Origin of the sequence: Anaerobacillus arseniciselenatis (assembly GCF_001865995.1) — a bacterium.
GTDB lineage: Bacteria > Bacillota > Bacilli > Bacillales > Anaerobacillaceae > Anaerobacillus > Anaerobacillus arseniciselenatis.
In genome coordinates, this window is the sequence record NZ_MLQQ01000001.1 from 333,372 (window position 1) to 357,244 (window position 23,873).

The 23,873-nt window shown below is 36.0% G+C and carries 19 protein-coding genes and 1 other RNA gene; 5 read left to right on the forward strand and 15 right to left on the reverse strand.

The features are described from left to right. Positions 1–135: 135 nt before the first annotated feature. The 3 genes from bshB2 to BKP35_RS01705 form a co-directional block, all read right to left on the reverse strand. Positions 136–795 carry a bacillithiol biosynthesis deacetylase BshB2 gene (gene bshB2 / locus BKP35_RS01695; RefSeq protein ID WP_071311655.1) on the reverse strand — a complete coding sequence of 220 codons (660 nt, stop codon included), beginning with the start codon at positions 793–795 and terminating at the stop codon, positions 136–138. Between the two features lie 14 nt (positions 796–809). After that, a complete protein-coding gene (locus BKP35_RS01700; RefSeq protein WP_071311656.1) occupies positions 810–1,157 on the reverse strand; it encodes a YojF family protein in 348 nt (115 codons plus the stop codon). Positions 1,158–1,581: 424 nt separating this feature from the next. Then, positions 1,582–2,151, reverse strand: coding sequence for a GNAT family N-acetyltransferase (locus BKP35_RS01705; protein ID WP_071311657.1), 570 nt, complete (start codon positions 2,149–2,151; stop codon positions 1,582–1,584). A 155-nt stretch (positions 2,152–2,306) separates the two neighbouring features. On the opposite strand from BKP35_RS01705, the gene ssrS reads away from it, so the two are divergent. Beyond that, positions 2,307–2,489: non-coding RNA, 6S RNA (ssrS, locus tag BKP35_RS01710), on the forward strand. Positions 2,490–2,593: 104 nt separating this feature from the next. On the opposite strand, the gene BKP35_RS19300 is transcribed toward ssrS, so the two are convergent. The 10 genes from BKP35_RS19300 to BKP35_RS19305 form a co-directional block, all read right to left on the reverse strand. Then, the gene (locus tag BKP35_RS19300; protein ID WP_169819116.1) at positions 2,594–2,761 is read right to left on the reverse strand and encodes a hypothetical protein; all 168 of its coding nucleotides are present in this window, start codon (positions 2,759–2,761) and stop codon (positions 2,594–2,596) included. A 785-nt stretch (positions 2,762–3,546) separates the two neighbouring features. Further along, positions 3,547–6,687 carry an AAA family ATPase gene (locus BKP35_RS01715; protein ID WP_071311658.1) on the reverse strand — a complete coding sequence of 1,047 codons (3,141 nt, stop codon included), beginning with the start codon at positions 6,685–6,687 and terminating at the stop codon, positions 3,547–3,549. Beyond that, positions 6,684–7,835 carry an exonuclease SbcCD subunit D gene (locus BKP35_RS01720; protein WP_071311659.1) on the reverse strand — a complete coding sequence of 384 codons (1,152 nt, stop codon included), beginning with the start codon at positions 7,833–7,835 and terminating at the stop codon, positions 6,684–6,686. Before BKP35_RS01720 ends, BKP35_RS01715 begins: the two co-directional genes overlap by 4 nt. A gap of 19 nt (positions 7,836–7,854) precedes the next feature. Then, positions 7,855–8,826 (reverse strand): YbgA family protein, encoded by a 972-nt coding sequence (locus BKP35_RS01725; protein ID WP_071311660.1) that lies wholly within the window; start codon positions 8,824–8,826, stop codon positions 7,855–7,857. A gap of 239 nt (positions 8,827–9,065) precedes the next feature. After that, positions 9,066–9,269, reverse strand: coding sequence for a hypothetical protein (locus BKP35_RS01730; RefSeq protein WP_071311661.1), 204 nt, complete (start codon positions 9,267–9,269; stop codon positions 9,066–9,068). 2 nt (positions 9,270–9,271) lie between these two features. Beyond that, positions 9,272–10,075: a nitroreductase family protein gene (locus tag BKP35_RS01735; protein ID WP_071311662.1), complete on the reverse strand. Its 804-nt coding sequence runs from the start codon at positions 10,073–10,075 to the stop codon at positions 9,272–9,274. Between the two features lie 247 nt (positions 10,076–10,322). Then, positions 10,323–11,246 carry a dipeptidase gene (locus tag BKP35_RS01740; protein WP_071311663.1) on the reverse strand — a complete coding sequence of 308 codons (924 nt, stop codon included), beginning with the start codon at positions 11,244–11,246 and terminating at the stop codon, positions 10,323–10,325. A 23-nt stretch (positions 11,247–11,269) separates the two neighbouring features. After that, positions 11,270–12,841 (reverse strand): M2 family metallopeptidase, encoded by a 1,572-nt coding sequence (locus tag BKP35_RS01745; RefSeq protein WP_071311664.1) that lies wholly within the window; start codon positions 12,839–12,841, stop codon positions 11,270–11,272. Positions 12,842–12,897: 56 nt separating this feature from the next. Then, complete coding sequence (gene fumC / locus BKP35_RS01750; protein WP_071311665.1) at positions 12,898–14,286, reverse strand: class II fumarate hydratase; 1,389 nt, start codon at positions 14,284–14,286, stop codon at positions 12,898–12,900. 53 nt (positions 14,287–14,339) lie between these two features. Beyond that, positions 14,340–14,495 (reverse strand): hypothetical protein, encoded by a 156-nt coding sequence (locus tag BKP35_RS19305; protein WP_169819117.1) that lies wholly within the window; start codon positions 14,493–14,495, stop codon positions 14,340–14,342. A gap of 165 nt (positions 14,496–14,660) precedes the next feature. Here BKP35_RS19305 and BKP35_RS01755 point away from each other — a divergent pair, with 165 nt between their 5' ends. From BKP35_RS01755 to kamA, 3 genes are all read left to right on the forward strand, one after another. Then, the gene (locus BKP35_RS01755; protein WP_071311666.1) at positions 14,661–15,719 is read left to right on the forward strand and encodes a polysaccharide deacetylase family protein; all 1,059 of its coding nucleotides are present in this window, start codon (positions 14,661–14,663) and stop codon (positions 15,717–15,719) included. A gap of 1,007 nt (positions 15,720–16,726) precedes the next feature. After that, positions 16,727–18,130: a sigma-54 interaction domain-containing protein gene (locus BKP35_RS01760; protein WP_071311667.1), complete on the forward strand. Its 1,404-nt coding sequence runs from the start codon at positions 16,727–16,729 to the stop codon at positions 18,128–18,130. A gap of 223 nt (positions 18,131–18,353) precedes the next feature. Next, positions 18,354–19,760: a lysine 2,3-aminomutase gene (kamA, locus tag BKP35_RS01765; protein WP_071311668.1), complete on the forward strand. Its 1,407-nt coding sequence runs from the start codon at positions 18,354–18,356 to the stop codon at positions 19,758–19,760. A 125-nt stretch (positions 19,761–19,885) separates the two neighbouring features. Here kamA and ablB read toward each other — a convergent pair whose 3' ends face one another. Continuing rightward, on the reverse strand, positions 19,886–20,701 hold the full coding sequence (gene ablB, locus BKP35_RS01770; protein WP_071311669.1) for a putative beta-lysine N-acetyltransferase: 816 nt from the start codon (positions 20,699–20,701) through the stop codon (positions 19,886–19,888). 475 nt (positions 20,702–21,176) lie between these two features. Between ablB and yppF the strand changes: the two genes are divergently transcribed. Beyond that, positions 21,177–21,389, forward strand: a complete 213-nt coding sequence (gene yppF, locus BKP35_RS01775; RefSeq protein WP_071311670.1) for a YppF family protein — start codon at positions 21,177–21,179, stop codon at positions 21,387–21,389. 157 nt (positions 21,390–21,546) lie between these two features. Here the strand turns inward: yppF and BKP35_RS01780 are convergent, their stop codons facing one another. Next, positions 21,547–23,853, reverse strand: coding sequence for a glycoside hydrolase family 65 protein (locus BKP35_RS01780; RefSeq protein WP_071311671.1), 2,307 nt, complete (start codon positions 23,851–23,853; stop codon positions 21,547–21,549). Positions 23,854–23,873 lie beyond the last annotated feature (20 nt).

The window sequence follows — 23,873 nt, forward strand, 5'->3', positions numbered from 1 at the left end:
TTAAGCATTCTTTCACTTTAAGCCTTCTTCTTTATACAATAACAAATCGTATTACTGAGCCTCACCCACATAATTTTAAATATTGCATTTTACATTACAACGGTTTTACTTCGAAGCTTTACTAAATTCAACTATTTAAATCGACTGAAATTGATACAGCCAGAAAATCTCTTCTTTTAACCATTTCTTTATGCGATTATTTTCATCAATCGGTTTTTGAAACATCGCTTCTGTTTGTGAACGATGAGCGCGAATTGCTTCGACCTTTATACTCATTGTGTCTTCAACGTCATTAACAATGTCAGGATTTCCAAGAACAGTTTCGCGATTTTTCGTAATAGCGATACAATATAACTTCGGTCGTTTTCCCTTTGCTAGTTGGCGAACCGCTTCAACCGTTGCTCTTCCAGTGGCATCATGATCTGGATGAACTCCGTGTTCTGGGTAATGGGTAATAATTAACGATGGATTAAGTTCATTAATAAGAGCCTTAATTTCGTTTACGATTTTTTCTTCTTCTTCAAATTCAACCGTTTTATCACGATATCCTAATAATCGTAAGTCTTTAATCCCTAAAACTTCACAAGCATCTTTCAATTCTTTTTTCCTTAGATTCGGTATCGATTCCCGTGTAGCAAATGGGGGCTTCCCCATATTACGACCCATTTCACCTAATGTTAAACAAGCATAGGTCACTGGAACTCCAGCTTTTGTAAATTGAGCAATCGTTCCTCCAGCGCCAAACGATTCATCATCTGGATGGGGAAATACAACTAATACATGCTTTTCTTCCAATTTAATAATCCCCCTTATGTAAATGGCTTTTCACTTAGATGTAAAGCAACTGCTATTCTACCTTCTGTATCATGCCCTGCTAAAAGAAGCCGCTCTTCGGTGTCAATTTCCCAGTCTGTCAGTCCTTGTGCATAAACCCAACCATCGTCCATTTTTAACCCAACACGGTAAGGGTTATCACCTGTTATTTTCCCTTGAGAAAATACAATTTTCCCATTTCTAATAAAAGCGCTAACTGCCATTGCCGCATCATTGCGGTGCGCTGCATAAGCACCATTGGTCGTTTCTAAATGTATATATATAGTTTTATTTTTATAGTTATTTAAAGCATCTTGAACCTTTTTATCGTCTATCGGCTGCATTTTTTGCAATTTCCTCCTCTAATAGCTTGTAAAACATATTATACGCTAAAAAGCAGCTCAATCATAAACATTCAAACTGAACCGCGTAATTAGTTTACCATATTTTAAAATTCATTTAAAAAGAATCCCCCGAAGCGTGAGCAGACGTATGAGCATCTCCTTCTAAGTGAAAAAAACGTGCGATTTTTTTCATACAAAACGCTCATGACGATAATTCGTCACCATCTAGAATGAAAATTGGAGGTGGATTTTCTTTCACTTCACTGTAAACTTCTATCGAATTTTAGAGGCTCGTGAAAGAAAATCCACCTCCAAGTACCTATTTTCATACAAAATCAGCATGAAGACGTGCCATCACTATTTAACATATAAAATTCAGGGTTTTCCTTTCCAGCTTTCAGCTTTCCAACTAACCAACGAAACGTTATTCGCTTGCTATGCTACGATTTAATTGAACTTGTTTTTCATACTGAGCTTTTAAAATCCCGTAATAGACGACATCTTCATATTTTCCCCATTTTAAAACGTGTTCAGTGAATGTTCCTTCTTGTTGAAGACCAAGTTTTTTCATTACTTCAATTGAAGGGATGTTCTTTTTCATCACTGCAGCCCAAACACGATTTAATTGTAATTTCTCAAACGCAAACTCCATCATTTTTCTAGAAGCCTCAGTCGCAAACCCATTGTCCCAATAGTCTTTACCGATCCAGTACGCTAACTCGCCTCGTTTATGGTTTAAGGCAACGTATAACATCACACAACCTACTAGCTCCATCGTTCCCTTTAAAATAATCGCAAAGCAGTAACTACTTCCTTTATTTATTTTTTCATTATATCGCTCAATCCAAAGTTCAGCTAATCCTTCTGGAAAAGGGTGCGGAATATGCATTGTCGTTCTAGCTAACTCTTTATCTTTTGCCAAATTTTCAACGGCTTGCGCATCTTTTAGCTCAAATGGTCTTAATATTAGGCGATCCGTTTCAAAAAACAGCATAACTCATTCCTCCCCTCGTATGATAAACCTCTATCGTTTAATTAGACAAAACCATTCTATCTCCTGCCTAAAACGAATTTTTTGTGAATGTTAAAAAATACCATTGTTTATTCTCAACAAATATAATAATATATAAGTATAGAAATACACGCGATACTTACCTGCGATGAACGTGGGCTTAAGATGTCTCAAACCGATGCATTGTTTACGGGAATTCAAATTGTTACTCGGACAACAAGCCAAGTAAGCTAATTGGAAGTTGAAAAAGTAACTGCGAATACCCACCTGCTTGAGAGCGGGTTTTGAGGCACAACAAGCTACGTCAGAGCGGGGGAACAAAATTATTATTTAAAGCCAGCTTTCATTTGAAAGCTGGCTTTTTGTGTGTTGCTAATTATTAATGTTAAAGCCTCACAGTCAACCAAGGCCAAAGATATAGTTACTAATCATTACTTTCTTTACGAATTACTTTTGCTCTTGCGTAGCTAAGTTCCTCTTTTTGTAATCGCTCTTTTCTAACATCTCGTAAAACCATTCTAACCGTTTTTCTAATTCGCTTCCTATTTTCCATGAATAACAACACTCCATTTTCTTTAGATTTTGTTTTCATGTGAGTGAATTTCATTACCTAAATTGAGCCATATCAAACTAGATGTAGTTGCGAGAGGTTTAATGCAACTGTATTTAAATACTTAATGGCGATCATTAAATGATGAAATTCATTAATACGTTTATAGAAAAACCTTCACTGTAAGAAGTGAAAAGTTTTTTTATACGTTAAGAAACTTTTGTATGAAAAAAGGTGGGTGATTTTCTGAACGAGCCTCTAAAACTCGTTAGAGGTTTACAGCGAAGAGAAGGAAATCGCCCTCCTTTTACATTTTAGATGGTGACGGATATGCCGTCATGAACGTTTTGTAATAACGATAGGTTTAGAAAAAGCTTATGTGTCAAAAGTAACGTTTATGACAGCGCATCATTAATAAACGACCATCAGGGAACAATATCTTCAATATGTTCACAAACGAGAGAATTTCATAATTACCTAAATTGAGCTATATCAAACTATATGTAATTGCGAGCGACTTAACGCAACTACATATAGATATTTAATGGCGATAATATTGAATGCTGAAATTCAATAAATCCTAATGTACATTAAAGATTTAGGAGATAAAAAATGAGATCAATACCTATATCAACAATGATTTGGGAAGAATACAAAGCGATATCGGGATCATTTGTTCTTTTGGTCGCCTAAAAAAGTGCATCCAAAAAAAGTGTCAGCACCGGCAGCCACTAAACATAGTCGTTCTCACGTCTATACGTAGTAGCCACCTTGATGAACTGACACTTTTTGTGAAACTGAAATTTTCAACACTCTAACATTCGTATTTACCCCGAGATCGTATCTCCATAGTACTCCACAATACTTCCTGCTTGTGTAGATAGCACTTCAAATCGGGCATCGATACGTTCTTTTAGTTCTGGAACGTGTGAAATAATCCCTACAAGTCGACCGGTACTTTGAATCTCAACTAATGTTTCAATCGCATTTTCTAAAGACTCAGCATCTAAAGTTCCAAAACCTTCGTCGATAAACATCGTTTCCATCGATACTCCTCCAGAAAAGCTTTGTACTATATCAGCTAGCCCTAATGCTAAAGAAAGAGAAGCTTTAAAGCTTTCCCCGCCAGATAAAGTTTTCACGTGACGGGTCTTTCCTGTATATTGATCAAAAACAAGTAGCTCAAGACCACTTTGAGCAGTTCCTTTTGAACGTTCTGTTTTTCTTTGTAGCTCATAGCGTCCACTTGTCATTTTATTAAGTCGAGCGTTCGCTGCAACTAAAATTTCGTCTAAAAATGCCGCTAAAACATATCGTTCAAATGTTACTCGATACGTATTTTTACCTGTGGCAATATTGGCAAGTTCTCCTACCGTTTTATACTGCTCTTCAACAGAAGCGATCTCACTATTGATTTTTTCAATCGCAACGATAATGCTACTATTCGTTTTGACTTTATGGTATAGAATGTTTCTATTTTCTTGAAGTTGTTCAATTTCAGTATTAATTGCGTTCAATTGCTCATACAGTTTCTCAAGATCAGGCTTTTCTACACCCTCTAGACGTGTAACTAATTCGTTATAACGATCTGTTACAGAACGAACCTCTTCGCGATAAGCTTGTACACTTGCTTCTAATTTACGAATTTCAATTTCTGGTAACTTCGCTTGACTATATTCAATAAGCGAATTAAACCCCACTTCTTGTAATTTCTCATTAAATGCCTTCTTTAATTGTTTTTGTCTATTCGCTAGTTCAGAAACGACCTTTTGTAGTGAAGATATTGTTCCTTCCGCCGAAGCAATCTGCTGCAGTGATTCATTGACAGCTTTTTGAGCGTTATGTAATGCAGATTGTAATGCATTCATTCGATCTTGTTCACCCGTTAACTTCTTTTTAAACTCTTCCACATTTCTCAAGCTTTCTGGAATTGTTTCAGACAGTCGATCAAGATCCCTTCGCTTCTCAACATAGGATGTATATTGACCTTCATATTGTTCAACCACTTTACTTAATTGAGCTTTCAAACTATGTCTTTTTTCATTAATGGTATGAATGTCACTCTCTACTTGTTCAGCTTTTTTCGTTTTTGCTTCAAGTTCATTTAATTTATTTTTAAACGCTAAACATTGATGATCACACTGCTCTTCTAGTTCTTCTAAAGCATAAGAGCGCAATTGATATGGGAGCTGTTCACTTACTTCATCTGCAAGTGCAATTACTAAATCCATTTGCGTCTCAAACTGAGACTTAGCTTCATAGTAAGACGCATCTAATTTTTGCTTTTTTTGTTCTAACTGTTTAACAGATTTTTGTACTTCTTTAATTTCTTCATCTGTAGGCATACCTTCATGTAAATTTGCTTTATCTGGATGGTGCTTTGAGCCACAAACAGGACAAGGGTCCTCTTCCGTTAATTTTTGTGCTAATAACGAAGCCTGCCCTTTATTCCAAGCATCAAAAAGTTCTTGTAAGCGTTCATTTTCTTCCTCTAACTCGTCTTCGAGATCTTCTCTATCATCTTCACAAGCGGAGAAATGCTTTTCAAAACTAATTAACTTCGCTTTGTTTTTTAATAATTCACGAATTTTTTCGAGCATCGTCGTTTCTTTGACTAATTTCATTGAAAGGTCTGATTTTTCGAGCTTTGCTTCATTGATACTATCTTTTTCTTGTAAAAGAGCTTCCGACCTCTCTTCAATCGTTACAAGTTGTTCTTCTAACGTTTCCTTCTCGGAACTCATCTTACTTAATTGCTTACCTAAAAGGTTTACATCTTTTTCAACCGTCGAAAAGGAAAGAATATCTTTCTCTAGTGCTTGTAACTCATTAATCCCTTTTTGGCAAGCTTCACGTTCACTAACTTTATCTTCCTCAACTTTTAACTTCGATTCCTTATGTTGCAATTCACTTTTTAATTTATCTAAAAGGTTGTTAGCATTTTTTAATTCTTGGTCTTTCGTCACTACTTGACGATCGATTTCAAGACACTGCTCTTCTAGCTGAGCAATAACTAGTGCTTTGTTCGCTAATTGAATCTTTTCTTTTACGTGTTCAAATTCCTGTTCTTGTGATTGCAATTGCTCTTTTTGCGAAAGAATACGTTCTTTCGCTTCTAATTGTTCGATCAAATGATTTCCATGGTGAATTTCTTTTTCAATAAACTGACGCTTTTCTTCTCTACTAGTGATCTCATTACTGAAGCCTTTTAGCTTTGCCTCATCATCTTTAACTAAGATTGATAAATGCTCCAACAATTGCTCTATATTTATATGATCTTCTTTTAATAAATGCTGTAAATGATCATTTCCTTCAGCTTGAATACGGCTTATATAGGTGCTGCGTTCATGGACGCTCTTCTCTACTTCTTTTCTCAATTGACCAGCTTTTTCTTTAAGTGCATCTTCAATACGCTTATAGTGCTCAGTATGAAAAAGCTTTTGTAATATTTTCTCTTTATCTTTACTATCAGAAACTAATAACTTGCGAAATTCGCCTTGAGGGATCATCATAATCTGGCGAAACTGATGGCAATCAATTTTCATAATTTCATTGATTTTTTCTTCAACATCACGAACATTCGCCGCAAGTAATGTCTCTTCGTCACCTAACTCATAAAGTTCGGCTTTTGCTCCTTGGGTTGTTGTTCCTTCGCCTCTTGACTTTTTCTTTTCTTGCTGTGGACTTCTTTTGATGAAATACCTTTTTTCCCTTAATTGAAATTCAAGTGTAACCTCTGTCAATGTTTCGTCATCAGCAAATTGACTACGAAGGTCACTACCGCCCCGGTCGTCACCACTTGCTCTACCATAAATAGCAAAACTGATTCCATCAAAAATTGTCGTTTTCCCGGCCCCTGTAGCGCCTGAAACAACAAACATTGTTTTTTCTCCTAGTTGTGTAAAGTCCACTTCCTGCTTATTAGCATACGGCCCAAACGCTTGCATCGTTAATTTTAATGGTCTCACTTACAACCACCACCCTTGTTTGCACCAACATTATTAATGATGGCGGATATGACTTCTTTCTTTTCATCTGTAAAACTATTAGTTGTCATTTCTTGATAAAAATCATTAAATAAATGGATTGTGTCACGCCCGTTATTCGTATCTATATGGAACTGACTCGTTTTTTTGGCATCTTTTTGTTCTATCTTCCGCTCTAAATGAAGAACATTCGGATAAACTGAACGTAGTTTGCCGATCGGGTCAATGAGTGCCCCTTCATCAAGTAATGATATTTTTAAGTAGTCTTCTACTTGTTGACTTTGGTAAAAGCTAACATCTAACAATTCATCTAAATGTCCTTCGACAATTCTCATATCGCGCTCAGGAACTAGACTTTTATACTCTACATTGAATTGACCGTTTTCTTCCATCGTAACGATCGATATCGACTTATTTTGCTTCGCTTCAGAAAAAGAGTACTTCATTAAAGAACCTGAATAATGAACTGTCGGATGATTAATTGCACTTGGACTATGAAGATGTCCTAACGCTGTATAATCGAACGGCGAAAAAACATCGGCATTTACACATTCCGAACCCCCAACGGACAAAGTTCGCTCTGAATCGGATTGCATTCCCCCTAAGACGAAAGCATGTCCAACGAAAACGTTCGCTTCATTTGGATTCATCGACTCCTCGAGTGAAGCAACAATTCGTTTCATCGCTTCCTCATGGTTTACAATCGAATCGTCATCGTACAAGTAACGGATCGTTCCAGGATCAGAATACGGGATTAAGTGAAAGTTAACTCCCTTTATTTGCACTGCCTTTGGATTTAGTGTCGGTTTCCCTTCAATATACAAATCACTCTTTCGAAAAAGTTGGTTCCCAAAATGAATCCGCTCCGCACTATCATGGTTCCCGGAAATCGCTAAAACCGGCGTGTTAAGCTCCGTCGTTATGGTATAAAGTACATCGTGTAATAAGTCGACAGCTTTTGTAGGTGGGACCGAACGATCATATAAATCCCCAGCAATAATCACTGCATCAGGCTTTTCTTCTTCAACCACTTTAATAAACTGCTGTAACATACTTTTTTGGTCATCTGTCATATGAATTCCGTGAACGAGTTTACCTAAATGCCAATCGGCTGTATGAATAAACTTCATAGTATCTTCCCCCGTTTTTTTATCGATAATCTCTCCCCTTTCCAGAGTCACTAATTTCAATTAGCTTTTCTGGATACGGCTCAAAATACGATTGTTTTAGTAAATATGGATTATCAAAGCGAATTGCCCACGATTTTAATAGACTTGTTACACTACTAAGTGGGACTTTCTTTTTTTGATATTTATCAATCATTTGTATAAAAAATTGTTTTTCTTTTGTTGATAATTCTTTCGAAAAATAGCCAAATAAATGCTGACTAACACTAATATTTGATGTGTATTTCGGGAATTTTGCAAATAAGTTATATAAATACTTTTCATATAAAGTAAAGATTTCTTGTAAAGGGTTCTTATCATGATTGCCAACAATATTTCCGAGTTTTTTTAAAACGGCTGGCTGATAAGCCATGAATAAGTATTTATTACGAGCATGATACTCTACGAGGTCGGCTAACAGACCCTCGCTTTTTAACTTTTTAAACTGGGCGATCGCAAATAGTTTCGTAAAAAAATGTTCACGTATCATAAAATTTTTTAATCTTCCTTCATCCTCAATGGCTAAATGTGAAAACTCTTCAAGTACTTTTTTGCCGAATAATCCACTACTAGTGCGCACAACCGGGGACTTTTCTATACCACTATATACTTTCACATCATTAATACCACAACTCGGTGAGCGGTTTTTTAAAATAAAACCGTCAATATCACCAACTTCACTTAAAAACTGGTCGGAAAATTGGTTCATTTTATGAGTAAAGTCTAGATTATTTGCTGGCTGGACGAGAGTATCTAAGCCGTGATCATCAACTACGCGAATTACATCGCGAGGCGTTCCTAATCCTATTTCCACCTCTGGGCATACAGGAATAAACTGTACGTAAGGCATTAAATTACGAACGGTTTGATCTCGAATGATTTCGCCATCGTAACGACACTCTTGAAATTCTAAACATTTGCTTACTACAACCTTTGGTTTAACGAACTCGCTCATTTGCTCCTCCATTTACATTCAAATTATGAAATTCACTCAGTTAAATACTTTTTCATTATTTCCTGTAACGGTGGATTATATAAAAAACATCGATCAGCGCTTTCTTTTTCCATACAAACCCCCATGGCGATGCAACGTCACCGTCTAAGACGAAAAAGCCACCATGCCTGAATTCCCATCATTACCTTGTATGTAAATATCATGCGCTTCCCTAACCAACAAACTAACTAACCAACTACCTAACTCTTTATCTTTTTATTAATTTCATCCAAAAGCTTAATGATTTCTGAAAAGCCGATAACGAAAACGCCACTGACAACTGCACTAATAAAAAATAGTAAGCCAGTGAAATCTGAAAGCATTAAGAAAACACCCACGGCACCACCGAAAATAATTGTCAATACACCGATAACAAATAAAACTCTTGCAACTTTATTGTTCATAATTACTGCTCCTCAACTTTTTTAAAAATGACTTCTCTTTTGCTGTCGCAATAGTGCCATTCTCCATTGATGTTGTGGTGCTTTAATGCGAGATCAATATGAAGCATCGCTATACCGCGATCGATTTCTTTCGGTACATTTGTTTCTTCGTCTGGTTTGTCTAACTTTACAGTAATAGAATAATCCTCTCCGATAACGAAACGCACAGGTTGACGATTATAAGCGGATGGAGAAAGCCGAGCTGCTTGAAGAGCGGCTTCAATCCATGTAGGCCACTTATCTGCTTCCATACCTTCAACTAACTCGGAAAGAGGCTTTCGTTGTTGGTAGTCACCGACTCGACTCATCATTTTTTCTGTAAAACTATAGTTTTTTCTAGCATAGCCGATCGGCAGAACTGAAATTATCTTCTCATTCTTTTTAAGTTTTACTTCTTTAGAGCTCTTTTCATTAAAAACTCCCCCTACCCAACAACTTGCCAAGCCTTGTACAGTAACTTCTAAAGCAAGAGCTTGTCCCATATATCCACCTTTTTCCATACTGAACGGATCGATATTTTGTACAACTACAGCAATATAAGTAGGTGCTCCGGTAATTTTCCCGTAAGGACCTACTACATCTTTCAAAATTTGATCGGGAGCACTGTCTACTAATTTCAAGCTAACATCTTTATGTAGTTTATTTAATTGACTTATTACTTTTTTCAATGTTTCAATAACTTCATCTTCAATTGGTTTTGAAATAAATGTTCTTCTCGAACGTCGACTCTCAATTACTTTAAACCAACTTTCAAACGGTAACGTCAACGTTAACCACCACCTAAATCTCGATACAATTCCATAAATATTATAGCATATCTAAAAGAGAGCTGAAATTTTTAAGCATACAAAACGTTCATGACATTACACCATGTTTAATATGGAAAAGGTCTGTTCCAAAACAATGTGTCTAACACTGATGGAACAGACCTTTTTAATTATATTAATAGTTTTGTGTAAGGAATTAATGAACGCGTTATTTGATACGATTAAGTATTCATTGTCATTTTCATTATTATTTTGGAATAAAGTTCATGAAGTTTTGATAGCAAAAGCCCGCTACTTGTTCTTCTGTGTAATGCTTTAATAATTCCTGAACTAATTTTGGATATTTAGAAGAGTTTTCCAACCCTTTCACATATTTAGTGATGCCATCAAAATCAGAGCCAAGACAAATATGTTTTTCGCCCCCTAGTGAACAAAAGTGCTCGATGTGACGAATCACATCTGCTATTGTTGCTTCCCCCGTTTCACTAATAAATGGTGGGGTAAAAACAATACCGATTAATCCGTTATTGGCAAACATTGCTTTTGCTTGATCATCGTTTAAATTCCGACGATGGTTACACAATGTAATTGAGTTTGAATGAGTAGCGATCGGGTATTTCGATAATTCCATCACATCCCAAAATCCTTTTATACTTAGATGTGAAACGTCTGTAAGTACTTGATGAGCATTATTTAGCTGAACTACTTCTTTACCGAAGTCCGATAAACCAGCACCACGGCTTTCGCCAACACCATCTGCTACTAAGTTAGCATTGTTCCACGTTAACCCGAGCGATTTAACCCCTAAATCGTAAAGGTGTTTTAACTTATTAATATCGTTTCCGAAGGCATCTGCACCCTCTAATGTTAACACGGCTCCAATTTCTCCATCTTGCAACGTGTTAAAATCAGACCAATTTTCAATTTTTTTAATTTGCTCGTGCTTACCAACGACTTCACGGTGGAAAATGTCAATTTGCTCTAAGGCTAGTTTGTATTTTTCATCAGAAGGAGTTTCTGGTTCGATAAAAATCGCAAACAGCTGCCCTTTGACATTTCCTTGTTGCAGTCTTTCTACATTTGTATCTACTTCTGGACTATTTGTAAAAGATCGTTCTTTATTTTCCCAAAGCTTTAATAATGCATCGCAATGTGTATCAATAATTTTCACCGTAGCACTCTCCCCTAACTATTTTACATAAACTGCTCAACAAAATATCGTGGATTTAATTTCTCACCTGTTACTTTTTCGATTTTTTCATTCCAATGATAGCGACCACCGTGGATAAAATATTGATCCTTTAAAAATGTACCTACATCATGAGTGAAAAAGTCTTCGGTTACATTTTTTTCAATATAATGATGAAGTTGAGAAGCTGTTAATTCTCCTAGTAAATAATTTTGGTAATAAACAGGTGCGATCGTAAAGTGAATTTTCGCTGCCCAATCAGGTTCATCTCGACCTTCAGGCGGGTTCACAAACTGGACTTCCTTTACTATTTTCCACCAAAGTGCATTTAAATCTTGATCTGGGTTTTCATAGAGTTCCCTTTCGAAAAATACGAACGTTATAATCCAACGACCTGCTATGAGCATTTGTCTTTGCAAGGCTTTTTTTAGTTTTGGAGTAATTTCTTCTGCTTCATTTTTAGGAACGCCTGCGAACTGTTCAAGCCAGTTTGGATTTTTTGACATTCTTCCGTAAAACATCGCAATAGCTTCAGTACTTAAAATGTGAGAGTAACCTCTCAACATAAACGGTAAGTTTTGATCAACGTACTTGTCATAAACAGCATGACCAAATTCATGTAGCATTGTAGCCATCCAATAATCCGACTGATTAATATTACAAAGCACGCGAATATCACCGTCACGATTGATGTTAGACATAAACGCATGCTGATTTTTCTTGTCACGTGGGTATAAATCACTTTTCTCCAATAAATCTGTTATGTCAAGTCCCATCGCTGTAAACGTATCGACAGTGATTTGCTCAATATCTTTGCCTTCATAATATTGGTCTAAATTTAAATCTTTGGCCGGAGGCGCCTCTTGGAAAAAAGGATCGGCATAATGCCATGGGCGTAATTCTGAAACCGTAATTCCAAACCTTTCTGCTAACTCTTCATCTAATTCACCCTTCACTTTTGCAAAAGATTCATCAGACTGGTCTTTTAATGATTGAAACATTGAAAAAATCTCGTCTCGATCTAATTCTTTTAGTTTGAACGCCATCTCATGATGGTTTTTAAAACCTAGCTTTAGAGCTGCTTCGTTACGTATCTTTACTAATGAAATCACTTTTTCGGCAACTTCATTTCCTATTTGCTTACTTGCTTCCCATGCTTTTTTCCTTTCATCTAAATCATTACTATTGATTAAAATTTGACGAATTTCATTTTCAGAAACTTTATTTCCATCTAATGTAGCTCGAAATAAGTTAAAGGTACTGCTAAGTTCCGTTGAAGTTTCTACCATTTTTCGTAAAACTTCTTCAGGGAGTTGGTTTTCTACAAGGTTTGAGTAAAGGGATTGTAACTGCCTTTTATGTAATGAATCAATTTCCGTTTCTTGCAAATACTGTTTTACCTTCTCAAATAATTCTTTATTACTGTAGTAAGATTTTATTGCAACACCACGATCAACAGTAAGCTTTTGCCACTCAGGATCTCCAGTGGTCGCTGTTTTCCAGCTTGCTTCTGAGTATTCTGTATAAAGCTTTGCTAAGTTTTTGTTTTGTTCTTCTAAAAATTGCTGTAAAGACACCTTTATTCTCCCTCCATTTTTCGTTCTCTAGATTATTGTACAATTATTTCGCCTTACTAAAAATCCGGGGTCACCATTTTTTTCGGATCAACAATTTGATCATATTGTACTTCGGTTAAGTGGCCACTTTTTATAGCTGCCTCTTTTAAGGTTAACCCCTCTTGATGAGCTTTTTTAGCAATTGATGCCGCATTATCGTAACCGATATGTGGATTAAGCGCAGTAACAAGCATTAATGAATTTTTCAAATGATTATCGATCTCATCCAGATTTGCTTCAATCCCGATCGCACAGTTTTCATCGAATGAACGAATAGCGTCAGCAAGTAGTGTTGCTGATTGAAGGAAATTATATATAGTCACCGGCTTAAAAACATTTAGTTCAAAATTACCTTGGCTTGCAGCAAAGCCGATCGTCGCATCGTTGCCTATTACTTGTGAAGCGACCATCATTAACGCTTCACTTTGAGTAGGATTCACTTTTCCTGGCATTATTGAGCTTCCAGGTTCGTTAGCCGGTATCGAAATTTCACCAATCCCACAACGTGGACCACTAGCAAGCCAGCGAATGTCGTTAGCAATTTTCATTACATCGGCCGCTAACGCTTTTAAGGAGCCGTGTAAATAAACTAACTCATCATGACTTGTTAAAGCATGGAATTTATTCTTAGCTGTCATAAACGACTTATTTGTTGAACGATTTATTTCTTCAGCGACATATTGACCAAAATTAGGGTGTGCATTAATGCCTGTCCCAACTGCAGTTCCGCCTATAGCTAATTCTTTTATATGTTGTACTCCCTCTTTAATCATCACTTCGCACTTTTCGACCATCCGGTGCCAGCCACTAATTTCTTGACCTAAAGTTAATGGTGTTGCATCTTGAAGATGGGTACGCCCTATTTTAATAATTTCTGCAAATTCCTCACTTTTTTTTGCCAATGTTCTTTTGAAGCTTTGTACACTCGGTAGTAGCTCGTCTTCGACTTTAATTAGTGCAGCAATATGCATCGCTGTCGGAAATGTATCGTTTGAACTTTGCGATCGGTTCACATCATCATTCGGATGAATTGCAACTGTTGAATTCTTTTTTTTCAAAATTTCATTTGCTTTATATGCAACAACTTCATTTACATTCATATTCGATTGTGTACCACTACCTGTTTGCCAAACGACGAGAGGGAAATGTTCAAAGTTTGCACTCCTTCTTAACTCATCAATGGCCATAACAATTGCTTCAGCTTTTTCATTTTCCAAGTTCCCTAACCTTTGATTGGCGACTGCTGCAGCTTTTTTTAATACTAAAAAAGCATCAATCATTTCGATTGGCATTTTTTCAGTTCCAATTTTAAAGTTTTGGCGACTTCTTTCCGTTTGTGCGCCCCACCAACGGTCTGATGGAACTTGAATTTCTCCTAGGGTATCCTTTTCAATTCGATAAGACAAAACTACCCCTCCAATTTTTCGTTAATTGTTCATCTTTTTTACATTTCCCCTTCTTATAAAAACATAATCATTGCTAAATCTAATGACAGAAAAAAATAGACGATAGCTGCAAGTATTCCTACACCAATAAGAATTCTAACTAATTTACTAATTACTTTTATAAATAAGAAAATCGCTAAAATTACAATTATAATAATCGGCCAATCCAATCCATTCACCTCCAAATAAAACCAATAGTTTTGTAACATTAATTAACAAAAAACGTCTAAAATAAAGAAGGTCATAAGAAAAAAGCAAGCCTTGGTAAGCCCTGAAAAGCGCTTACTAACATAGCACACAACATATTAAAAAGCAGCGGGGAAAGGAGCTATGTTATGAAAAATAAATGGTTGTATGCGATCATCATTTTATGTATTGTCCTGTTTACTTTTTTAGCTTATTTGATCGGTTTTACGCAAAGCTCGAGCGAACTTAAATATAGTAACGAAAAACTCAAAGCTACAGAAAAACAACTTCAAATTGTAGAAAAACAATATGAAGAACTTAATAAAGAACTTAAAGAAAATGAGCAACAGTTAGAACAGAATGAACGTGAAGATACGAGTAAAATAAAACAACAATTAAAGATCATCAATGAAAAGAAACAAACGATTGACAAGCAAGAAATAGAAATAGAACAGTTACAAGAAAAGATCAACAATTTAAACACACAATTAAAGGATTTGAAAGATGAGATTCAAGCCAAACACCCAAAAGATGAAAACGATAAAAAAGTATTCCTCACCTTTGATGACGGACCAACAACGCTAACGAACGAAATATTAGACATTTTAGCAGACCATGAAGTCAAAGCTACTTTTTTTACGATCGGCAAACGAATGGAACAGTATCCTGAAATCGTCAACAATACGTACGAAAATGGACATATGGTACTACCACATTCATATTCGCATGACTATGCTATATATACCACTTTTGATACGTTTTATAAAGACTTTTATAAAACTGAAGATGTGTATAAATCCATATTAGGATTTGAAGCACCGCCATTTTTCCGCTTTCCAGGGGGCTCTTCCAATCATAGTTCGTTTCAATATGGCGGAAAACAGTTTATGCCTAACTTAACTGCCGATGTTCGAGATAAGGGATACCATTATATTGATTGGAACGTATCCTCCGGAGATGCAAGCCCGATCGCAAATGAACCGAAAAAAATGATAGAGCAAATAAAAAAAGGGTCAAGAAACAAAGATCTTGTCGTAACGTTATTTCATGATGTCGTCCCTAATAAGGCGACTGCTAAAATTTTACCTGACGTTATTGAGTTTTATAAAAAAAACGGATATACATTTCGCACTTTTCGTGATATTACAGACGATGAACTACAAAAGATGAAAAGCAAAGGAATAGCCAACAAAACAATTATTCGCTAACTACTGTAAAAAACTTCTAATTATTTCGTGATATGGGGGGAGTGTGCAGTAAAAGCGAGTGCAGAATGCTCAATTTGATGCTTTGGATTACTCATCTCTTTTTTTGAGCTAGGAAGAGAAATCATTCACGCGCTCATCTCTTGGTTTGAACTAAGAAAGAGTCATCATTCGAGCGTTGGATTACTCTTCTCTGATTTTGAACTCAGAAGAGTAATCATTCCGGAGTTTGGATTACTCTTCTCTGATTTTGAACTCAGAAGAGTAATCATTCGGGCGTTTCGATTACTCTTCTTTGGTTTTAAGTCGAGAAGAGTAATCAGTTCGGCGTTTCGATTTCTCTTCTCTAGTTTTAAGTTAGGAAGAGTAATCAGTTTCTTTCGCAGAAAAAGATTATCTTTAGAAGGTGTGGATGATTTGACGGTTACAGATAAAGGGCACGTAAGAATTTTTCACTTGACCTAACCGAGTTTCACATCAACTAAAAGGGAACGCAAGAAGATCTCGCGTGCCCGAACGAAGCGTGACATCCCCAAAAAGGTAACGCGAGACCTTCTCGCGTGCCCGAACGAAGCGTGACATCCCCCAAAAGGTAACGCGAGACCTTCTCGTGTTCCCGAACGAAGCCGTCACATCACCCAAAAGGTAACGCAAGACCTTCTCGTGTTACCTAACGAAGCGTTACACTCACCAAAAGGTAACGCGAGAGCTTCTTGCGTGACCCAACCGAGTGCCACACCCATCAAAAAGTAACTCAAAATCATCATCATACCCCACAGTACATGTCCGCCCAACTGCTGCGCACTCCCCCCATAATACGAAGCAACACGATACTGCGCACTCCCCCCATAATGTGCACACGCCCCTCCCACCAGCACAACAATTCATAGTCCAATGATCCATGTTATGATAATGTTATAATGAATTAAGAAATTTTTAAATAAGCTAATTATAAATAGATTTTTAAATGTTTAATAGATTTCTAATCTAATTAAGGGGGCAAATATTTGATGATTTACAATCGTTCTGAAACAACAGGAATGCTCGAAGCAATTTTAGATAGTATCGATGAGGCCATTCATGTTGTTGATGAGAACGGCGTCACCATTTATTACAATAAAGTTGCGGCCAGTCACGACGGGCTTGCGATGGGTGAAGTTGTCGGAAAACATTTACTAGAGGTTTTTCCATCATTATGCGAACAAACAAGCACACTATTAAAAGTGATAAGTATTAAAAAACCGATTTATAACCAACATCAAACATATCAAAATTTACGCGGCGAAGTTGTCGATACAGTAAACACAACGATTCCTATTTTTTCTGACGAAAAGATTATCGGTGCTGTAGAAATTGCGAGGAATCTAACAAAAGTAAAAAAATTGTCAGAAAAATTATTAGACTTAGAAGCAAGAATTCATACGAACAAAAAACAAAAATTGCAATTACATAACGAAAACGCCAAATTTCAACTTACTGATATCATCACAGCAAATAAACATATGGAACAATTAAAAGAAGCTGCATTAAAAGTTGCTGCAACTCCATCTCCTATCTTAGTTTGTGGTGAAACAGGAACAGGAAAAGAATTGTTTGTTCAAGCCATCCATAACAGTTCACCTAGACGTGAGGAACCTTTTATCGCGCAAAACTGTGCAGCGATCCCCTCTTCACTATTAGAAGGAATATTGTTTGGAACTACAAAAGGTAGCTTCACTGGAGCTGTTGACCGTGCAGGTTTATTCGAATTAGCGCATGGTGGTACGTTATTTTTAGACGAAATAAACTCGATGCCTTTAGACTTGCAAGCAAAACTATTAAGAGCCCTTGAAGATGGCGTTATCCGCCGTGTCGGTAATACGAATGGATATTCTGTTAATACACGGGTTATCGTTGCTATGAATGAAGATCCACTACATTGTGTGAAAGAAGAAGTTCTTCGTGAAGATCTCTATTATCGAATAAACGTCGTCTCTTTCCACCTACCTCCTTTAAGAGACCGAAAAGAAGACATTGCACTTTTAACCTCCCATTTTATAAAAAAATATAACTATAAGTTCCAAAAACTTGTAACTACCATTAATGATGATGTCAGTGAACTTTTTCATTCGTACCATTGGCCAGGGAATGTTAGAGAGTTGGAACATATTATTGAAGCAGCTATGAACATGGTTGATAATGATACAATCACATATAACCATTTGCCTGATTATTTTTTAAAAAGAGTCAACACGAAGGCTTCAAACAAAATACAACCTCTTAAAGAGACGATGGAAAAGACAGAAATTCGGCTCATTCAATCAGCTTTATCAGAAACCAATTGGAACATAAAGGAAGCAGCTAAATTACTATGTATCCCCCGACAAACGTTACAATATAAAATTTCAAAATATAATCTTAAAGGTGCCGAATAATCGGCATCTATTCTTTTGTCCTCATGCCGAAAATTCAGCACAAAACAAGCCGTTCGTTCAAAATGAGTTTTTTTTAATAGTGTCGGGCTCTATTTAAGCTTACTGAGACCTAATTCAGCGCTCTATCCAGTGATTATTTTTTACAAAAACTCAAAAAGCAACTTGGCACACTTATTGCATTATATTTAAGTGTACATTACAAAGAATGTAGGAGGTCATTTGTTTGAAATACGATTTATACAAACCGAAAAGGCATTGGAAAGAGATTGAATTATGGAAAGATGTTACAGATGAACAGTGGAATGATTGGATTTGGCAACTAACGAATACGATAAAAACGGTGGAAGATTTAAAGAAAGTCGTTAACCTTACGGAAGATGAAGAAGAAGGCGTTCAAATATCAACAAGGACGATACCGTTAAACATAACACCTTATTACGCTTCATTAATGGACCCAGACGATCCGCGCTGTCCGATTAGGATGCAATCTGTTCCTATTTCAGCTGAAATCGAAAAAGAAAAATACGATAAAGAAGATCCATTATCAGAAGATGAGGATTCACCAGTACCAGGCCTTACTCACCGCTACCCTGATCGCGTGTTATTTTTAGTCACTAACCAATGTTCTATGTATTGTCGTTACTGTACGAGAAGACGTTTTTCCGGGCAAATTGGGATGGGGGTTCCTAAAAAACAATTAGATGCTGTCATTAACTATATTCAAGAACACGAAGAGATCCGTGACGTTTTGATCTCTGGCGGAGACGGACTACTCATTAATGATCAAATCTTAGAGTATATTTTGAAAAATTTACGCAACATTCCTCATGTTGAAATTATTAGAATTGGTACAAGAGCGCCTGTCGTCTTTCCACAAAGAATTACCGAAGATTTATGTAACATGTTAAAAAAGTATCACCCAGTTTGGATTAATACTCACTTTAACACATCATTAGAAATTACCGAAGAATCGAAAAAAGCTTGTGAAATGTTAGCGAATGCTGGAATACCTTTAGGAAATCAATCTGTTATTTTAAAAGGAATTAATGATAGTACGTCCATCATGAAAAAATTAATGCATGACCTCGTAAAAATACGAGTACGTCCGTACTATATTTATCAGTGTGATTTATCAGAAGGGATCGGCCACTTTAGAGCTCCTATTTCTAAAGGATTAGAAATAATTGAAGGACTACGTGGTCATACCTCTGGATATGCTGTCCCTACTTTTGTAGTTGACGCTCCAGGAGGCGGGGGTAAAATTTCTGTCCAGCCTAACTACATCATTTCTCAAAGTGCTGAAAAAGTGATATTGCGAAACTTTGAAGGTGTGATAACATCCTATCCGGAACCAAATAATTACGAAAGCGGAACAGCGGATGAATATTTTAATGAATACTATAATATTCAAGAAGAAGAAACAACAACTGGAGTTCATGCTTTAATGAAGGAGCAAAAGTCGACGTTAGTTCCTAATGGAACACAGAGGATCAATAAACGTAAAAACTATGAAACTGATAATAGCCATGCTTCATTAAAGGATAAACGCCAAAAGAGAGATTTATTGAAAGAGAAAAAGTGGAAATCAAAAACAGAAAAAGAACGAGGTACCTTGAAGGAAAAAGCTTAAATAGAGGGAGTTCCTAAAGTGTCTGACACCACACATAACTAGGTGATATAGACAGATAGATTTAACATCTGTCTATATTTCGGTGACTAACGGTGTCTGACACTTTGTTTTGGAACACCCTTCTCTTATTTTTTTACATTTTTCGTCCATACGTTCATGTCTTCCAAACCAGAAGATATGACACAGTTTTTAATAAGAGTTCCTTCGAAATGATAACCAAGTCGCTTTACTGTCATATTCATGCCAACGGAAACGGATCTTGTAATCGAATAAAACATGTATACACTACGAGATATAAGAACTTTTTCTAATTCAATAATGATATGGGTTAATAATTGCTGTCCCCGATAAGCTGGGTCTGTAGCACAGTCGGTAATTTCTGCGCCACCATAAGGTGTTAACATTGCTGAAGCTACTGCAACTACTTTCCCATCGATTTTTGCAATAACAAAAATATATTTTTCAGCCTCAATCACTTCTTTTAAATAGTTTACATCAAAAATGTTCGTTGGATATTGATCAAAAACTTTTTTATATAATTCTGTTAACCCTTGTAAGTCATCTTCACATAACCTTTCAATCGTTACATCGTTTGGTTTTATGATGTCTTCAAAATTTTTTGTATCGTTACTTACGATTTGTAATACTTCTTTATTTTTTTCGTCAGAATTCGATCGACTTCTTTCATTATTAAAAAACTTTGACACTAAAACTGCATCTTCACCATCAAAAAAACGTGCCATCGTTCCTTCAATTTTATAATTTGCTTCTGCAAAAAAAATCAAATATTGCTTTTTCAAATAAATAAAATTTTTACTTAAATGTTCTTTTTCCTCTAACTTATTTAATTGTTCCAAAACGTCTTTCGGTTCAGTCACTACATAGGCGACAATACGATCGCTATCCTTATCGACTTCAATAATGTTTTGATTATTTTTCACATTTCCACCTCAACTAATAAGCATTTTTTTTCCTACATTCAAATATAATATTATGGATAAAATACTCCACCATTAACTTAATACGTCAAAACTAGTAAAAATACCTTTAATAAACATCACTTTTCATACAACACCATCATGACGGCATATCCGTCACCATCTAAGATGTAAATGCCGGACGATTTCTTTCGCTTCGCTGTAAACCTCTGGCGAATTTTAGAGGCTCACTCAAGAAATCGTCCGGACATTCTTCATACAAAAACGACAATTCATCGTCACCATTTAGCATGTAAAAATTAAAGTCGGGCAAGTTACACCATTAATATTTAGTTTGTCGATAAAACTTGCGGAAATAAACTATATATGTAAAAAAATGTCTGAAGTTAAAAAATTCTAAAATAAAAAGATCGCTATCATCTCGTGTTAAGATGAAACAAGAAAAGTATTTTCAAAGTTTTGGAGGAGGTTCATTATTATGGTAGTAAAATTACTTATTGAACAATTTATTTTAGAAAAGGAAGCTAAGCCCTCAAACGTCAATGAACTATTAGATTTCGCTTCTTTATGCTATTTAAATAATACATATTCGATTTCAGAATATCGTATGCTTTTCCGTGAATTAATGTTAAGAGGAGCAACCAAACCTGAATACTACATTGACGAAGAGCTTTGCGAACAAATCGTTTAAAATGATTGAATAATGTTTTAATAATAAAGGGGCTATCCCAAACAAAGTGTCAGACACCGTCAGGCACCAAATATAGACGGATAATAAATTTATACGTCTATATTTAGTGATTTTTGCCTGGTGTCAGACACTTATGGGACAGTCCCTTTTTAATTCATTAATACTGAATGGATAATGTATCGTTACCTTTCACTTCATATTTAGTGCCGTGAACGATAAGCGGAGTAGTTACATCTGCTTCATTCGTAATTTGAATAGTTTCATCGGTAACATTTATATTTAATAATGCACCTCTAAAGACGATTTTAAATGAAAATGACTTCCACTCTCCTGGAATAAACGGATTTAAAATTAATTGGTTGTTTCTAACCTTTAAACCACCGAACCCTTGGACAACACTCATCCACGTTCCAGCCATACTTGTTGTGTGACAACCATCTTCTGTGTCGTTGTTATAATTATCTAAATCAAGACGCGCTGTACGTAAATACATTTCATACGCTTTGTCTTTATAACCTAGTTCACAAGCTAAAATCGAATGTACACACGGTGATAATGATGATTCATGAACGGTCATTGGTTCATAAAAATCAAAGTTTTTCTTTTTTGTTTCCATATCAAATTCATCATTTAAAAAATACATTCCTTGAAGTACATCTGCCTGTTTAATAAAGCATGAGCGTAAGATGCGATCCCATGACCAATTTTGATTTAACGGGAGATGCTTTTCATCTAAGTCTTTTACGTGTATTAACTCTTTATCAAGGAAACCGTCTTGCTGTAAAAATACTCCTAATTCTTCATCAAATGGGTAATACATCTTTTCTATAATCTCTACCCATTTTGATGTTTCATCACCTTTGATGTTTAGCTTTTTCTGTAACGCTTCATAGCGGTTAGCATCTGTTTCTTTAAGATAATCCATCACAGAAAGCGTATATTCTAACGTCCAAGCAGCAATACGATTCGTATACCAGTTGTTATTGACATTGTTTTCGTATTCATTTGGTCCTGTAACACCTAGCATCATATATTGGTCTTTTGCCGCTACGTAATTGACACGTTGTGCCCAGAAGCGAGAAATTCCGACTAAAACATCTAATCCATATTCACCTAAATACGACTTGTCGTCCGTATAGTTTACATAGTTATAAATCGCATAGGCGATCGCACCGTTTCGATGAATTTCTTCAAAAGTAATTTCCCATTCGTTATGAGATTCTTCGCCGTTCATCGTTACCATCGGGTACAGGGCTGCACCATCAGAGAAACCAAGTTTTTCAGCATTTTCTATCGCCTTCTCTAAATGCTTATAGCGATACACAAGTAAATTTCTCGCGATTTTGGGATCAGCTGTACTTAAATAAAACGGTAGGCAATAAGCTTCAGTATCCCAATACGTACTGCCACCATACTTTTCACCGGTAAAGCCTTTAGGACCAATGTTTAAGCGATCATCTTCTCCTGTGTACGTTTGATTTAATTGGAAAATGTTAAAGCGAATCCCTTGTTGTGCGGCAACATCACCTTCAATCACGATGTCACTTTCTTTCCACTTATCAGCCCACGCTTGGCGCTGTTCTTCCTCCATCTTTTCAAAGCCTTTATTTAAAGCAGCTTGTAAACTCTCCATTCCGACTTTAATTAACTGTGAAGCGTCATGATCTCTTGATGTAACATTTGAAGCATATTTATAAATAACCGTTTCTTTTCCTTGTTCAAGATTTTGTGCAAACGCATGTCCAACGAATTTTTCTTTTTCAATTAGCTCAGGTGCAAACGACACTTTCGTTCCATTATGAACGAGTTCTGTTTTCTTTGTCGAACATAGCACAAACTCGGTCTTTTTCGTTTTAACAGTCACAGATCCATAATCGTTTGTTACTTCGGTAGCAACATGGTCCCAAAACTTTTCATCATAATTGGCATCTTGGTTTATTACATCACCATCAAGATATGAAGTTACTTTTAACTCTCCGTTAAAGTTTAATGGTGTAACCGAGTAACGAATTGTACCTACTTCTTTATCAACAATGCTAACAAATCTTTTCGTATTAATCTTTACTTCTTTTCCTTCTTTTAACGTTGCAATAAACGTTCGCTCTAAATAACCTTCTTTCATATTTAACTCACGAACAAATTCTTTTACATTTACGTTATGCAGGTCTAAGTTTTCGCCATCAATTTCGATTTTCAAACCAATCCAGTTCGTTGAATTCAATACTTTCGCAAAATATTCTGGATAGCCATTCTTCCACCACCCAACACGAGTTTTGTCTGGGTAATAAACCCCTGCCATATAGCTTCCTTGAAGTGTTTTCCCTGTATAGTCTTCTTCAAAGTTTGCCCTTTGCCCCATGTGACCATTTCCGATACTAAATACACTTTCCGACACTTCGTGGTTTTCTGGATCGAAACCTTCTTCAATAATTGACCATTCATCTAGCTTTAAATATTGTTTCATAGTTTTTAACAACCCCTTCT